Genomic DNA, 15,118 nt, shown 5'->3' with positions numbered 1-15,118 from the left:
TCGAGGAGATGCAAGACCGGCTATAGCCACTCCATCAATGGCTGTGGCTGTCGTCGCGATCGGAATTCTGGTTGGCTCGGTTGACTGGCAAACGACCGGACTCGTCCTGGCGATCGCTGTCTGCGTCTGGCTCGGCATGAACAAACGTGACTGGGGTCTGGGAGTGCTTGCGCTCACGCTACCGGTGCAGACGTACAGCCAGGTCGGAATCCAGAGTGGATCGGTGACGCTGACCAAAGTTGCAATTTGGTCGCTGCTCGCCGGATGGACGGTCTCCCTTCTCCGTTCCCGTCAGCGCGTCCTGATCGACTTCGTTACCGTTTCGGTCTTTGTATTGATCGCGGCGTTGGTCCTCTCCGTGTGGAATGCGCGCGACGGTGGCATCTGGATCGGAGAGACGTATCGCTGGCTGGCAACGGGCATCATTTCATGCTTCGCCTTCAACACCTACCGGCGAGGGGGAAGCCCGCTTCCGTTTCTCGTCGGCTCGCTGCTCGGAGTCCTGGGATCGGTCGTGCTGGCGCTTTGGCAGGTGATCTATGCCGTGGGACCAGAGTCATATCAGGTGCGTGGGTTCCTGCGCGCGTACGGTCCATTTACGCATCCCAATCAGCTGGCGATCTATCTCGAGCTGACCGTGCCGCTCTTCCTGGCGTTGTTGCTCGGTCCTGGGGGTGATGCCATACGCGACGGGCGCTGGTATCTCTCGCCTCGATTGCGGCCGCTTTGGATGGTCGGGGTGTTCGCCGGACTCCTGGGATCGGTGCTTTCGCAGTCGCGCGGTGGACTTGCAGGCATGGCGGCGGGGTTCGCCATCGTGGGGGCAATGCTCATCCCGCATCTGCGGATCTCGATCGTGCGCCTGGCTCCGCTAGGATTGATTGTCGCGCTCGCGTTATTGACGATCTCGATTGGGATCGTTTCCGCCGGCGTGAAGACGTTCGCAAATGAGGAGACGCTGGTTACCCCTGCGAATTTCGCGGTGCAGGAACGGCTCTCGCACTGGACTGCTGCGGTTGAGATGGCCAAGGCGCATCCATTTGTTGGAGTCGGAGCGGGAAACTACGACCTAAACTACCGGGACTTCACCCAGGAATGGAGATTTCGCATAGGTAGAGGGCACGCGCACAACACCTATCTTCATTTTCTTGCACAATCCGGGGTCGTGGGATTGACGGCGTATATCGCCATGCTCATGGGAGTCTCGCTCATCATCGTCCGTTCGATTCGGATCATGCCAGGTGGATCGAGGTTGGCGTTGCTCATAGGCGCTGCCGGGGTAACCGCCGCCACGGGGGCGCATGCCGTTTTCGAGTACGTTCATGTTCTGAGCCTCAATATCCAGTTAGTCGTCATCTGGGCGATGGCAATTGCCATCGGCACCGAAGCGTGGAGCGCGCGGGGGAATTCGTGAGCATCGATTCTGACACCGTGCAGTCCAAGCTCGGGTCGACGCCGCAGTCTGAGTTGCCGCCCGATGCCGATCAACCCGTTGGGGATCCCGCTGCGCTCGGCAAGGGCCTGCTTCGCCCGCGAACGTTGATTTCGTTCGGGTTCGCTGTTGCGATTCTGGTTTTCTTCTTCCGGCGACTCGATCTCGATCTTGCCGAGGTCGCGAAACATCAGATCGGCCGACCTGATGCTGCTTTCCGCTGCCATCACGGTCTACGTCGGCACCATCGTGCTGCGCTCAGTGCGATGGCGCTGGATGCTCGTGGTCGCGGGAGCCGGGTCCTTGCCCGGAACGAGGGTGCCTCCCGTTGGGTACCTGACCGCCGTCCTGCTCGTCTCTTGGTTCTTCAACTGCATTCTCCCGGCAAAGCTGGGCGACGCTTATCGGATCTATCGCGTCAAAGTCGACGACGGAATCCGCTACTCCATTGGGTTTGGAACCGTTCTGACCGAGCGGGTGATCGACCTCATGGTGCTCGTGTCGATGCTTGCGGTCTCAGCGCTCGTGGCTTTTCACGGCAACATGCCGTCGGGTGCGTCGAACGCGCTCTATGTCGGGGTTGCTCTCTGTATCGCGGCAGTGATTGGGCTCGTGGTGATCTGGTTCGTCCGCGATCACATCGAGACACGTTTGCCATTGCGCTTTCGCAATCAATGGCAAGCACTGCAGGAATCGGTCTTCGTCAATTTGCGCCGTCCCCTGGTTCCAGCGGTGCTGAGCGCGCTCATCTGGTCGATGGAATCATCTCGCGTGTTTCTCGTCGCGAAGGCCCTCGACGTACACATCTCGTTCCAGCTCGCGATCTTCGTGGGACTGATGGCCGCATTGTTGACGACGCTGCCCTTCACTCCGGCTGGGCTCGGGGTCGTGGAGGTGGCCACTGTTTCCGTGCTGAAACTCGTCGATGTGCCGGTCGATCTCGCAGGGTCTGTCGCGTTGCTCGACCGGTTGATCACATACTGGGGCCTGATTGCGGTGGGTGCGCTGGTCTATCTGTACATGCTCAAGTGGGGAACCCGGAAACGGGCCACCCCGCAGCGCGCCTGACATCGTGCGAGGTGACATCCTCATCGACGTTAGCGCCGCGGTCAATCAGGGCGCCGGAATTGGCCGCTATGCGCGTGAGCTGACCCGTGCGCTCATTCCGCTCCTTTCGGCTGCGGACACGCGATTGTGGTTTGCGCTGGACTCTCACCCGGCCGACCCTCAGCTCCCGGATCGGGATCCCTGGCAGTCGCTGACTGCAACGAGGTCTCTCCTGTCGAGAAGAAATGTCGACCGTTTCTTCTTCCGTGGACAGCTTCCGGCCGGTCCACTTCTGCGGTCTGGTTCACCAGCGGTTTCGTATTCGCCAGACTTTACGGTTCCGCCGGGAAGAGCTGAATCACATAACAGTCCACGATCTTGCCTGGTTGCACCCCGAAGCTGAGACTCCTCCGCCACTGGCCTCGTATCTCGAGCCAGTCGTCGAGCGGGCTATTCAACGCGCCACAACGGTCTTCACGGTCAGCAACACAACCCGTGCTGAGCTTCTCGAACGATTCGCGCTCCCAGAAGACCGGGTCGTGGTCGCGCCAAATGCCCCGGCTGCCAGGTTCTTCGAGCCAGAAGCGTTGCCGCCCGAACACCTTGCGACCCTGGGCGTGCAAGAGCCGTTCCTCTTGTTCGTGGGCACAATCGAACCCAGAAAGAACCTGAGCACGCTGCTCGCCGCACTGCAACGACTGCCAAACGAGATATCGCTCGTTGTGGTTGGGAGACATGGATGGAAGGCCGACCAGCAACTCGAGCCGATCTCTCGTCCTGGACTTGCCGATAGAGTTGTCGAGCTTGGGTACATCGATGATTCGACAGTCACAGGGCTCTTTGCGGCCGCAGCAGCGCTGGTCTATCCATCCCGATATGAGGGATTCGGTCTACCGATTGTCGAGGCGCTCGCGACCGGAACGCCGGTTGCCGCGTCAGACCTTGCTGTTTTTCGCGAAGTCGGAGAGGATGAGGTCGAGTATTTCCAGCCCACCGATCCAGCCGACATGGCTCGCGCGATCGAAGCCTTGCTCGCTTCGAACCGGCAGGGACGAGACGCGAGGCAGCGACGAATCGCGAGGGCGCGAATATTCGATTGGCGAGTGAGCGCCGGCGTCGTTGCAAACGCTTGTTGGCGGAATCCTGAGTGGCGACTGATTCGTACTGGTTTCAGAGGTTCGTGGTCGAGTCCGAGGACCGCACGGATACCGACGTGGTCTGGGCAGATCAGACCGTTGGCCCGACCGCGACCCGGAAGCCAACTCGCGCGGAGAAGCTGTCGATCATTCTGGTAGGTGTGACGGCTATTGGGTTCATCGTACTCATGGTCGTCACGGTCATCGTTGCGGTTTACATTTCCCGTCGATAAGCGCAACAGGAGGCCAATCATGTCCATCGTCGAAGAACGCATGAGTGTTGCGGATTTCCGGGAGCGATTCGAACGCATCCAGTCTGAGGTCGCCAAGATCATGGTCGGCCAGAGCGATGTCGTCGAAGAGGTGCTCATCTGCATACTCGCCGGGGGACACGCACTGCTCGAAGGCGTGCCTGGGCTCGGAAAAACGATGCTGGTGCGCACACTGGCGGACTCGCTGGAGCTCACGTTCAGCCGCATCCAGTTCACACCGGACCTGATGCCGGCAGACATCACCGGCACGAACATTCTGATCGAAACCGAGAGCCGGGACCGCCGCTTCTCGTTCCAGCGCGGTCCGATTTTTGCCAATCTGGTCCTGGCTGACGAGATCAATCGCGCGACGCCCAAGACGCAGTCGGCGCTTCTGGAAGCGATGCAGGACCGAACCTGCACGGTTGCCAATGTGGTCCATCCGATGGCAACCCCGTTCTTCGTCCTTGCGACCCAGAACTCCGGTCGAGCATGGAGGGCACGTATCCCCTCCCCGAAGCGCAACTCGACCGGTTCTTTTTCAAAGTGCTGGTTCAGTTTCCGAACGAAGACGATCTTGCCGAGATTCTGCGGCGCACGACGTCCAGCCTCGATCTCTCGGTCGAACCCACGGCCACCGGGGAGACAATTCTGGAGATGGGGCGATTGGCGCGCGAGGTGCCCATTGCGAGCGGTGTGAGCGAATATGTCGTCCGATTGGTGATGGCGTCTCACCCGGAGAATCCGCGCGCAACCCAGTCGATTCGTCGCTATGTACGCTATGGCGTCAGTCCGCGCGGCGCGCAGGCGATCGTGCTGGGCGCGAAGATCCGCGCCCTCACGCAAGGGCGATTGAACGTGGCGTACGACGACATCCGCGCGGTGGCGTTGCCAGCGTTGCGCCATCGCATCATCCTCAACTTCGAGGCGGAATCGAACGACGTCTCGAGCGACGATGTGCTGCGAGGACTCTTGTCCGAGGTGCCAGAATCGGCCGCCTGACCTCTACGACGGTATGACGGCGGGGCCGATCGGCGCCTGCTTTCCGACGATCTTCTGGCCGCCGAGGTACGGGCGCACGACCTTCGGCACCTCGAAACTGCCATCGGCCAACTGGTAGTTCTCCATGATGGCGATCATCAGGCGCGGCAGAGCAAGTCCGGATCCGTTGAGTGTGTGCACGAATTGAGTCTTGCCGCCGCCAGCCGGGCGGAACTTGATGTTCGCGCGGCGCGCCTGAAAATCGAGGAAGTTGGAGCATGACGAGATTTCCAACCACTCATTGACGCCTGGAGACCAGACCTCGAGGTCGACCTTGTTCGCAGCGGTGAACGAAAGGTCTCCGGTGCAGATTTGCAACAACCGGTACGGCAGCTCCAACTCGATCAACACATCCTCCGCCTCGCGGATGAGTCGAGCGTGCTCGTCCTTTGACGTCTCGGGATGCACGATCTTCACCATTTCGACTTTGTCGAACTGGTAGCCCCGCTTGATGCCGCGCACATCGCGACCCGCGGAAATCTGCTCGCGTCGGAAGCAGGCGGTGTACGCAGTGTTGTAGATCGGAAGCTCGGCCTCTTCCAGGATCTCGTCACGGTAGAGGTTTGTCACCGGAACCTCTGCCGTCGGGATCAGCCACTTCTCGCCTTCGATATCCCGGAACTGCGTCTCGGCGAACTTCGGCAACTGACCGGTGCCCACCAGCATCTCGGTCAACACCAGAAATGGCGGGTAGACCTCGGTGTAGCCGTGTTTCTGTGTGTGCAGATCGATCATCCAGGTGATCAGCGCGCGCTGGAGCCGGGCCCCATCGCCACGAAGCACGTAGTTCCGCGTTCCGGCAATCTTCACGCCGCGATCGAAATCGATGATTCCGAGCTCTTCGGCCGTCTCCCAATGTGGTCGAACCGAGAAGTCCTTGGGATGCTGGTAGTCGACCGTCTTGGTAACCACGTTATGGGACTCGTCAGGACCAACCGGAACCTCAGGCAACGGCAGGTTTGGCACATGCAGGAGCAGTCCATAGAGCTCCTCGTCCATGGCGCGCACCTGTTCGTCCTTGGCCGCGATGTCGTCACCCAGGATGCGCATTTCCTCGATCAACTCGGCGCGGCGCTCGGAGTCCCTGGTTCGCCCAACCTCTTTTGAGCCCTCGTTTCGCTTGGCCTTGAGCGTCTCGACCTCTGTCACGACCTGACGGCGAGACTCGTCCAGCGCGAGGATCTCGTCGATGGGCGCTGTCGCATAGAGCGACTGGAGCGCGCTCCGCACCATATCCGTTTGGTCGCGAATGACTTTGAGATCGATCAACGAACGAGCCTTTCCAGGGCGATAGAACGCCAAAACGCCGCGCCGGTGAGGTCCAGCGCGGCGACGATGATAAACCGTCGGGGTGTCAGTCCGCGCTCAACGGCATGGAATTGGTAGATCGTTCTGAAGACTCGATACCCGGCAGGAACTTGTACCAGCCTTCAGTGATGCATTGCTCGAGCCGCCGCTCGATAGCGTAGTAGCGGCCCGGCGACGGCTCGAAGGGCATTCGCTTGAGCGTCATGCGAGCCTCGGCCACCGACTTGCCGCCCTTACGATGATTGCACGCCCTGCACGCCGACGTGAGGTTCTCCCAGGTGTGCGCGCCGCCTCGTGACCGGGGAACGACGTGATCCAGGGTGAGGTCTCCAGTGCGGCGGCCGCAGTATTGGCACGTATATGAATCACGCAAGAAGACTTCGCGACGCGAAAGCTTTACCCGCGCGCGTGGCGCCCTGATCAGGCAAATGAGCCGGATCACGGACGGGTAGGGAAAGGCATCCTGCGAAGTCGTGATGAGCGCGTCGTGCGTCTCGAGGATCTCGGCCTTGCCGCCAAAGACCAGGACGACCGCGCGCCGCGCATTGCAGATATTCAGGGGTTCGTAGTTTTGATTGAGAACGAGAACCGACTTGTTCACGCGCAACTGCTCTCGACGGACGCGAAGAATCGTTGCCCTCGCACCAGGCAGTTTTCGAGCGCGTCCGGGAGGATGCACGCCCTGACGGTACGGATGGTACGTTGGCAGACCGAATTGCCGCAAGGGTTGACAGTTTGTCATTTTGTTATGGGGGATTCGGTCCCGCGTCGTTCTCGCGTCCCGCGCAAGAACCTAGTCGGCTGCCAGTGCGGTTGGGAAGAGCGTCTCCTTGAGGTAGTGCCCGGTGTGCGACAGCGGGTTCGCCGCGACGTCTTCCGGTGTGCCCGTGGCGATCACCTGGCCGCCGCCTGTTCCGCCTTCGGGACCAAGGTCGATGATCCAGTCAGCCGACTTGATGACGTCGAGGTTGTGCTCGATGACCACGATCGTATTGCCGCCATCCGCCAATCGCTGCAGAACACCGAGCAGGCGCTCGATATCGGCAAAGTGCAAACCCGTGGTTGGCTCGTCGAGAATGTAGAGCGTCCTGCCCGTGGCGCGTCTGGAAAGCTCGGATGAAAGCTTCACACGTTGCGCCTCGCCACCCGAGAGCTGCGTTGCCGGCTGTCCAAGCCTGATGTACCCAAGCCCGACGTCTTCCAGCGTTTGCAGCTTGCTGCGAATGCTCGGAATGTTCTGAAAGAAATCGAGCGCTTCGGTGACCGTCATCTCGAGGACATCGGCGATCGACTTGCCTTTGAAGGTCACTTCCAGTGCTTCGCGGTTGTATCGCTTGCCGTGGCAGACCTCACAGGGAACGAACACGTCAGGCAGGAAGTTCATCTCGATCTGGATGATCCCTTCGCCCTTACATGCTTCGCAGCGGCCACCTTTGACATTGAATGAGAACCGACCGGCCTTGTATCCACGCGCCTTTGCTTCCGGCAGCGATGCATAGAGTTCGCGGATGGGGGTGAACATGCCGGTATATGTAGCTGGGTTGGAACGCGGTGTGCGGCCGATCGGGCTCTGATCGATCTCGATCACCTTGTCCAGGTGCTCGAGACCGAGCACTTCGTCATGCGCGCCCGGGCGTTGGCGGGAACGATGGTATTCCATCGCAAGCCGCGGATAGAGGATGTCGGTGATCAGCGAGCTCTTGCCCGAACCCGAGACCCCGGTGATCGCGGTGAACGTTCCGAGGGGAATATCGACGATCACATCCCGCAAATTGTTCTCGCGTGCCCCGACAACGGTGAGTCTCCTGCCGCTGCCCATTCTCCTCACCGGAGGCGTCTGTATCGCGCGTGCGCCGCTGAGATATTGGCCCGTGAGGGACTGCGAAACGGCTGCAAGATCAGCGATGCTGCCCGCGGCCACGACCTCGCCGCCGTGAACGCCGGCGCCGGGGCCAATATCGACGATCCAGTCCGCCGCGCGCATCATCTCCTCGTCGTGTTCGACGACGATCAACGTGTTCCCGAGATCGCGCAAGCGCAATAGCGTCTTGATGAGACGGTCGTTGTCGCGCTGATGGAGACCGATACTCGGCTCGTCCAGGATGTAGAGCACACCCATCAGCGCCGATCCGATCTGCGTCGCGAGCCGGATACGCTGAGCCTCGCCGCCGGAAAGCGTGTTCGCCGCTCGATCCATGGTTAGATAGTCGAGCCCGACGTCGACCAGGAATCCCAACCGCTCGCGTACCTCTTTCATGATCTGACGACCGATGAGGTATTCACGCGGCGTCAAGATGGCGTCGGCGGACTTGTCGGGATCGACCGACAATCGCTCGGCCCACTCCTGCGCCTGCCGAATTGGGAGCCTGGAGACATCGACGATGTTCTTGCCGTCGATGAGCACGAAAAGAATCTCGCGCCGCAATCTGGTTCCCTGACACGTCGGACATGGGTTCGACGCCATGTACTTGCCCAGCTCCTCCTTGATGTAGTCGGAGGAGGTGGTCGCATATCGCCGCGTCAGATTCGGAATGACTCCTTCATACGGGACCTGATACGCCTTGGTCCGGCCGTTGCGTGCCTGATATTTGACCGTTATCTGCCGCCCCTTGAGACCATGCAAGATCACTGCGCGGGCGTCGTCGTCGATAGTGTTGAACGGCTGCTGCGTCGAAAAGCCATAGAGTTCCGCAAGCGCGTCGAGCTGTGCGGCGTACCACGCATAGCCTTCGCCGGCAGCACTCATCCAGGGAGCGATGGCGCCCTGATCGAGCGACAAACGCGGATTGGGGACAACGAGCTCAGGGTCGAACTCCAGCTTGACGCCCAGACCCGTGCAGTCAGGGCATGCGCCCTGCGGCGAGTTGAACGAGAAGTTCCTTGGTTCGAGCTCACCCAGACTGATACCGCAATCGGCACAAGCGAACTGCTCGGAAAAGGTGAGCTCTTCACCATCGACGATCTGCACCAGCGCGATGCCTTTGGCGATGCGCAACGCTGTTTCCAGCGACTCGATCAATCGCACCCGTTCGGGGCTGTCTTCCGGCGCCACGCCATCGTCGAAATTGAGCGCCACCCGGTCGACCACAACATCGATCGAGTGCTTCTTGGTCTTGGCGAGCTTGATTGGTTCGTCGAGGTCGGTCACCACGCCATCGACGCGCACGCGGACGAATCCCTGCCGCCGGATTTCATCGAGCACCGCCACATGCTCGCCCTTCCGATCGCGAATGACCGGCGCGAGGATCAGCAGTCGGCTTCGTTCCGGTAGCTGCAGAAGCGTGGATGCCATCTGTTGCACCGACTGTTGCTCGATCGGCTTGCCGCAGTTCGGGCAATGCGGACGCCCGATTCGCGCATAGAGCAACCGCAGATAGTCGTAGATTTCGGTGACGGTTCCGACCGTAGAACGCGGATTGCGGCTGGTGCCCTTCTGGTCGATCGAGATGGCCGGCGAGAGTCCGTCGATATGATCGACATCCGGCTTTTCCATCTGGCCGAGGAACTGGCGCGCATATGCCGAAAGCGACTCGACGTACCGTCGTTGGCCTTCTGCGAAGATCGTGTCGAATGCCAGCGAGGACTTGCCGGAACCAGAGAGTCCGGTCAACACGACAAGTCGATCTCGCGGGAGATCGACGTCGATATTCTTCAGATTGTGCTCGCGGGCACCGCGAACGGAGATCTTGTCCAGAATCGGCGACATAGTTCTGTTCCAAGCGGGAAAAGGCGAACGTTTGATCGCATCGAGGATTGTAGCATGATCGTCAACCCCCGACCGGCATAGAATTGAGAGATTGCGCGATTGTGATTACGCCAGGGCTTCCTCTTTGACCGACATACTGAAAGCAACAGAACTTCCGCCAACCTTCGATCCGGCGGCCGTCGAATCGGGACTCTACGACTGGTGGGACAAGCAGGGCTTTTTCCAACCGAGTGATGATCCCGAGGCCGAGCCGTTCGTCATCATCATGCCGCCGCCAAATGTCACGGGCGAGCTCCACGTCGGCCACGCGCTCTTCGTCAGCTTGCAGGACTTGATGATCCGCTGGCGCCGCATGAACGGATACAGCGCGCTCTGGTTGCCTGGCGCCGACCACGCCGGCATCGCAGGACAGTGGGTGGTCGAGAAGATCCTGGCCACCGAAGGTTTGACGCGCCACGACCTGGGGCGTGAGAAGTTCCTGGCACGGGTCTGGGAATACATGGACCCGATGCGTTGGCGCATCCGCGAGCAGATGATGATTCTGGGCGCGTCATGCGACTGGACCCGGCTGGCGTTCACGATGGACCCCGGGCCCTCCCGCGCCGTGCGAAAGGTCTTCAAGCACCTCTACGACAAGGGGTTGATCTATCGCGGGAGCCGGCTCATTTCCTGGTGTCCGCGCTGCATGACAGCGCTTTCGGATCTCGAAGTCGTGCACAAGGACGTGCCAGGACATCTCTGGCAGCTGGCGTACCCTGTGGATGGCGATCCCAATCGCGAGATCATCGTCGCGACGACGCGCCCCGAGACGATGCTTGGCGACACGGCGGTCGCTGTCCATCCCGACGACGAGCGCTACTCCGACCTGATCGGGAATCACGTGCGCCTGCCGATCCTGAATCGCTTGATTCCAATCGTGGCCGATGATGCCGTCGATATGTCGTTCGGCACCGGAGCGGTCAAGGTCACCCCAGCCCACGATCCGAACGACTTCGAAATCGGACGTCGCTGCAACCTTCCGTCGATCAACATCATGAACCCGAATGGCACGATCAATGTGGAGGGTGGGCCGTTCGAGGGAATGACCATTCCGGCGGCGCGAACGGCAGTGGTGGCGCGTCTCGAACAGGATGGCGCGCTACGCGGCGTGACTGAGCACGCTCATCCCGTCGGTCATTGCGACCGGTGTGGAACCGTGGTGGAGCCGCTCATCAGTGAGCAATGGTTCGTCAAGATGGACCCGCTCGCTGCACCCGCAATCCAGGCGGCCAAAGACGGAAGCTTGCGCTTCGTTCCTGAGCGATTCAAAGGTGTCTATCTCAACTGGATGGAGAACATCCACGACTGGTGCATTTCTCGACAGCTTTGGTGGGGACACCGCATCCCCGTCTGGTATTGCCAGTCGTGCGGCCACCTGACCGTCTCCGAGGATGACACTGTCGCCACTTGTCCTGAATGCGGTGGTCCCGTGCTGCAGGACGAGGACGTGCTCGACACCTGGTTCAGCTCGGGCCTGTGGCCGTTCTCGACACTCGGATGGCCCGAACAGACAGCTGACCTTGCCCGCTACTACCCGTCAGACGTGATGGAGACCGGTTACGAGATCCTCTTCTTCTGGGTCGCGCGCATGGTCTTCTTCGGGCTGGAGATGCAAGGGGAACTGCCGTTCCATACGGTCTATCTGCACGGCACCGTGCGGGACGCGGTCGGCGCCAAGATGTCCAAGACCAAAGGGAATGTGCTCGACCCAACCGAGCTGACTGCCACATATGGCGCAGACGCGCTGCGATACGCGCTGGTGACGCAAAGCGGTCCTGGCCAGGACTCGAAGCTTCACGTTGGGCAAATCGAGGCCGCGCGGAACTTTATCAACAAGATCTGGAATGCGACCCGTTTCGCCACGCGCGTCTTCGGTGAAACGCAGGTCGAGCTCGATGCAAATGGACCAGTTGCGCCCACCAGCACTGCTCTGGTCGACCGGTGGATCGTCAGTCGGACGAATGCGGTCATCGCGGAGACGAGCGATCTGCTCGAGACCTATTCCTTCCTCGAAGCTGGGCGAGGACTGCGCGATTTCATCTGGTCAGAACTGTGCGACTGGTACATCGAGGCGGCCAAAGTGCGCTTGCGCGGAACGCCCGACGAGAAGCAGCAGGTGGCGCAAACGCTGGCCTGGGTGCTCGATCGATCGCTGAGACTCCTGCACCCGTTCATGCCGTTTGCAACCGAATCGATGTGGCAAGCGATTCCGCACCAGGGCGAGAGCATCATGGTTTCCTCGTGGCCGCAGGCGGCAGAGCGTGATCTGGCCGCGGAACGCGACTGGTCGCGGCTCATGGAGCTTGTCAGTCGGGTGCGCAACATCCGCACCGAATCGAGTGTGGAGCCGGGACGCTGGATCGCGGCATCGATCTTCACTCCTGCCGAGTCGCAAGCGGTTTTCGAAGGCGCACGGCGCGAGATCGGGCTGCTGGCCCGTATTGGCGACGATCAGTTGACAATCGAAGTCGGTGAGCCGCGGGCCGAACAAGGCGATGTCGTTGTCGCTGCTGACGATCTCGTCGCCGTTCTCCCGTTGGCCGGATTGGTCGATCTTTCGGCAGAGCGTGAGCGCATTGCGAAGGAGCTCGAAGAGGCAGTCGCCGAGCGAATCCGCGCTGAGGCTCAGTTGGCGAACGAAGGTTTTGTGGCGCGCGCTCCTGAGAAGGTGGTGCAGGTCCAGCGCGACCGCCTGGCAAGCGCGGTCGAGCGCATTGCGCTACTCGAGCGGCGACTGAACGAACTCGGTGGCTGACCGTCTCGATCGAGGATTCTTCGAGCGCCCGACGGCCACCGTCGCGGTCGATCTGATCGGCTGCGTGCTTTGGCGCTATTCGACCGCCGGGGTGACGTCCGGGCGCATTGTCGAAACCGAGGCATATCTCGATGCCTCCGATCGCGCATCTCATGCAGCGTGGTCGAAACGCGGCCAGGATGTGATGCAACGTGCGCCGGGAACGATCTACATCTACCGATCCTACGGGATGCACTGGATGTTCAACATCGTTGCCCATGCTCCGGAAAGCGTGGGAGCCGTGCTGGTGCGTGCTGTCGAACCACTCGACGGAATCGACTTGATGGAGAAACGCCGTGGCTTGACGGCACTACGGCAGCTGGCGTCGGGCCCCGGAAAACTCTGCCAGGCATTCGGGATCGACGACGGTCTGCACAAGGTCGATCTGGCAACTTCGGATGCCATCTGGATCACACCCGCGAGCGCACGCGCCTCCCTCGTCGTGGGTGAACGAATCGGGATTACGAAATCCCCTGAACTCGAGTTGCGTTTCTTCGAAGCAGGCAATCGCTACGTTTCTGCGCACCGGCGGGGTGTTCCGTTTTCGCCGGAGATGCTACCTTCGTCGTGAGCAACCCCGCTCCGATCGATTCGAAACGCAGCGCTGTGCCCATACAACTCCTGGACAACGAAACGATTGGCAAGATCGCCGCTGGCGAGGTGGTCGAGCGCCCAGCGTCGGTCGTGAAGGAGCTGATCGAGAACGCCATCGACGCGCACTCGACACGCATCGCCGTTTCGATCGAAGCCGGTGGCACGCGATTGATCGAAGTTGTCGACAACGGGTTCGGCATCGCGGCAGACGAACTGCCACTTGCGTTGCAGCGACACGCCACGTCGAAGTTGAGCGCATTCGAGGACCTGGACGGACTGCACACGCTTGGCTTTCGAGGAGAAGCGTTGCCGAGCATTGCTGCCGTCTCGTCGCTGCGTGTGAAATCGCGTTCGCATGAAGCGCCTCAGGCGGCGTCCGTTCGAGTCGAATTCGGAAGCATCGGGTCCACACTGGCCGAAAGTGGGGGTGGCGGCACTGTTGTGCAGGTGCGTGACCTCTTCGACAACGTTCCGGCGCGACGCAAGTTCCAGCGGCAACCTTCGACCGAGAGCGGGCTCATCACTCGTTTGGTCGGAGCCTATGCGGCGGCCTATCCTGAGATTGGCTTCTCATTCGATGTGGACGGGCGGCGCAGCTTCTCGACTCAGGGAAGCGGCGACCTGATCGAAGCGGCAACCTCCGTCTATGGCATCGATGTCGGCCGCGCCGCCATCGAGCTACAGGAGCCCGATCTTGACGCACGGGTGCCCGGTGTGACCGTCACGGGTTGGCTCTGCGCGCCAACGGTAACGCGATCCCACCGGCAGCAAATGATCTTCTTCGTCAACGGGCGCCAGATCCAAAGCCGCACGTTGATGTACGCACTGGAAGAGGCGTATCACACCCTGCTGATGGTGGGCCGTCATCCCGTCACACTTGTGCGCATTTCGCTCGATCCGGAGTTTGTGGACGTCAACGTTCATCCGACCAAAGCGGAGGTGAAGTTTGCGGACGAGCGGGCTGTGGCTCGGGCCATCTCGCGGGCGGCGCATGCCACGCTCTCGCGCATTCCTCGCGCCGAACCTCCCCGCATTCGGATCGAGAGCTCCGCACCAGTTGCCGGAGGATACTTGCCCACATCGTTGCCGGTTATCGACCACCAGCCGTATCAACAGCGGCCATCAGTACCGCTGCCGTCCTCGAACGCGTCCAGTCAACCCCAGCAACCGGTTCGCGAGGCGCCACGCCCGTCGCTCCCAACGCTTCGAGTGCTTGGGCAGGTCGCGAGCACGTACATCATCGCGGAGGGGCCAGAAGGGCTGTACATGATCGACCAGCATGCCGCGCACGAACGGGTCGTATATGAGCGGTTTCTGGGCCAAATGGCTGCGGCTGGCGTCGAGCGACAACCCATGCTCGATCCTCTGGTGGTCGATCTCTCTCCAGAGGAATCCGCGGTCGTCGAGCAATCGCTGGATGAGTTGCGTCAAGTGGGATTCGATCTGGAACGGTTCGGCCCAAGTTCGATTCTGGTTCGCTCGGTACCCGCTGTTGCTGTCGGAACCGATGTCCAGGCACGGCTTCGCGACATCCTCAAGGAGTTGGGAGAGGGCGGATCGGGCAGCTCATGGCTCGACTCCGTCGCTGTCAGCGTGGCCTGCCATACGTCGATTCGCGCCGGTCAGACGTTGAGTCTGCAGGAAATGCGCGAACTCGTCGAGCAGCTCGAACGCACACAGCAGCCACGCGCCTGCGGTCACGGGCGTCCGACGATGCTCAAGTTGACCCAAGATGAGCTAGAGCGACAGTTCTGGCGCACCTGATTGCGT

12 protein-coding genes are annotated in these 15,118 nt (G+C 60.9%); 7 read left to right on the top strand and 5 right to left on the bottom strand.

The genetic code is table 11. The annotated features are described in order from the left end of the window. Positions 1–37: 37 nt before the first annotated feature. Together R2855_09010 and R2855_09005 are read left to right on the top strand one after the other, a co-directional pair. Positions 38–1,414 carry an O-antigen ligase family protein gene (locus R2855_09010; GenBank protein ID MEZ4531156.1) on the top strand — a complete coding sequence of 459 codons (1,377 nt, stop codon included), beginning with the start codon at positions 38–40 and terminating at the stop codon, positions 1,412–1,414. Positions 1,415–1,603: 189 nt separating this feature from the next. Then, positions 1,604–2,500: a lysylphosphatidylglycerol synthase transmembrane domain-containing protein gene (locus R2855_09005; protein MEZ4531155.1), complete on the top strand. Its 897-nt coding sequence runs from the start codon at positions 1,604–1,606 to the stop codon at positions 2,498–2,500. A gap of 311 nt (positions 2,501–2,811) precedes the next feature. Here R2855_09005 and R2855_09000 read toward each other — a convergent pair whose 3' ends face one another. Further along, positions 2,812–3,102 (bottom strand): hypothetical protein, encoded by a 291-nt coding sequence (locus R2855_09000; protein ID MEZ4531154.1) that lies wholly within the window; start codon positions 3,100–3,102, stop codon positions 2,812–2,814. Between the two features lie 524 nt (positions 3,103–3,626). Here R2855_09000 and R2855_08995 point away from each other — a divergent pair. Further along, the gene (locus R2855_08995) at positions 3,627–3,848 is read left to right on the top strand and encodes a hypothetical protein (protein ID MEZ4531153.1); all 222 of its coding nucleotides are present in this window, start codon (positions 3,627–3,629) and stop codon (positions 3,846–3,848) included. On the opposite strand, the gene R2855_08990 is transcribed toward R2855_08995, so the two are convergent. Further along, a complete protein-coding gene (locus R2855_08990; protein ID MEZ4531152.1) occupies positions 3,817–4,308 on the bottom strand; it encodes a hypothetical protein in 492 nt (163 codons plus the stop codon). The two genes, R2855_08995 and R2855_08990, sit on opposite strands and share 32 nt — an antisense overlap. Positions 4,309–4,358: 50 nt before the next feature. Here R2855_08990 and R2855_08985 point away from each other — a divergent pair, with 50 nt between their 5' ends. Next, positions 4,359–4,868 carry a MoxR family ATPase gene (locus tag R2855_08985; protein ID MEZ4531151.1) on the top strand — a complete coding sequence of 170 codons (510 nt, stop codon included), beginning with the start codon at positions 4,359–4,361 and terminating at the stop codon, positions 4,866–4,868. 3 nt (positions 4,869–4,871) lie between these two features. On the opposite strand, the gene serS is transcribed toward R2855_08985, so the two are convergent. The 3 genes from serS to uvrA all read right to left on the bottom strand — a co-directional run bounded on the left by serS (position 4,872) and on the right by uvrA (position 9,921). Beyond that, positions 4,872–6,176, bottom strand: a complete 1,305-nt coding sequence (gene serS, locus R2855_08980) for a serine--tRNA ligase (protein MEZ4531150.1) — start codon at positions 6,174–6,176, stop codon at positions 4,872–4,874. An 85-nt stretch (positions 6,177–6,261) separates the two neighbouring features. Further along, complete coding sequence (locus R2855_08975; protein ID MEZ4531149.1) at positions 6,262–6,816, bottom strand: HNH endonuclease; 555 nt, start codon at positions 6,814–6,816, stop codon at positions 6,262–6,264. A 192-nt stretch (positions 6,817–7,008) separates the two neighbouring features. Then, the gene (uvrA, locus tag R2855_08970; protein ID MEZ4531148.1) at positions 7,009–9,921 is read right to left on the bottom strand and encodes an excinuclease ABC subunit UvrA; all 2,913 of its coding nucleotides are present in this window, start codon (positions 9,919–9,921) and stop codon (positions 7,009–7,011) included. A gap of 124 nt (positions 9,922–10,045) precedes the next feature. Here uvrA and R2855_08965 point away from each other — a divergent pair, with 124 nt between their 5' ends. The 3 genes from R2855_08965 to mutL are packed head-to-tail and all read left to right on the top strand — an operon-like array spanning position 10,046 to position 15,112. Next, the gene (locus R2855_08965) at positions 10,046–12,715 is read left to right on the top strand and encodes a valine--tRNA ligase (protein ID MEZ4531147.1); all 2,670 of its coding nucleotides are present in this window, start codon (positions 10,046–10,048) and stop codon (positions 12,713–12,715) included. After that, complete coding sequence (locus R2855_08960) at positions 12,708–13,325, top strand: DNA-3-methyladenine glycosylase (GenBank protein ID MEZ4531146.1); 618 nt, start codon at positions 12,708–12,710, stop codon at positions 13,323–13,325. The genes R2855_08965 and R2855_08960 overlap by 8 nt, the downstream gene beginning before the upstream one ends. Further along, positions 13,322–15,112: a DNA mismatch repair endonuclease MutL gene (mutL, locus tag R2855_08955; GenBank protein MEZ4531145.1), complete on the top strand. Its 1,791-nt coding sequence runs from the start codon at positions 13,322–13,324 to the stop codon at positions 15,110–15,112. The genes R2855_08960 and mutL overlap by 4 nt, the downstream gene beginning before the upstream one ends. Positions 15,113–15,118: the final 6 nt, after the last annotated feature.

It is taken from the genome of Thermomicrobiales bacterium (genome assembly GCA_041390825.1).
In the GTDB taxonomy this organism is placed as follows: Bacteria; Chloroflexota; Chloroflexia; order Thermomicrobiales; family UBA6265; genus JAMLHN01.
The sequence above is the reverse complement of the archived record's forward strand: the minus strand, read 5'-3'. Positions and strand labels throughout refer to the sequence as shown.

Coding starts and splice junctions, on each gene's coding strand:
- R2855_08990 (MEZ4531152.1), bottom strand. CDS start 4,308: ATGGACCACATTGGCAACCGTGCAGGTTCGGTCCTGCATCGCTTCCAG.
- uvrA (MEZ4531148.1), bottom strand. CDS start 9,921: ATGTCGCCGATTCTGGACAAGATCTCCGTTCGCGGTGCCCGCGAGCAC.
- R2855_09010 (MEZ4531156.1), top strand. CDS start 38: ATGGCTGTGGCTGTCGTCGCGATCGGAATTCTGGTTGGCTCGGTTGAC.
- R2855_08985 (MEZ4531151.1), top strand. CDS start 4,359: ATGGAGGGCACGTATCCCCTCCCCGAAGCGCAACTCGACCGGTTCTTT.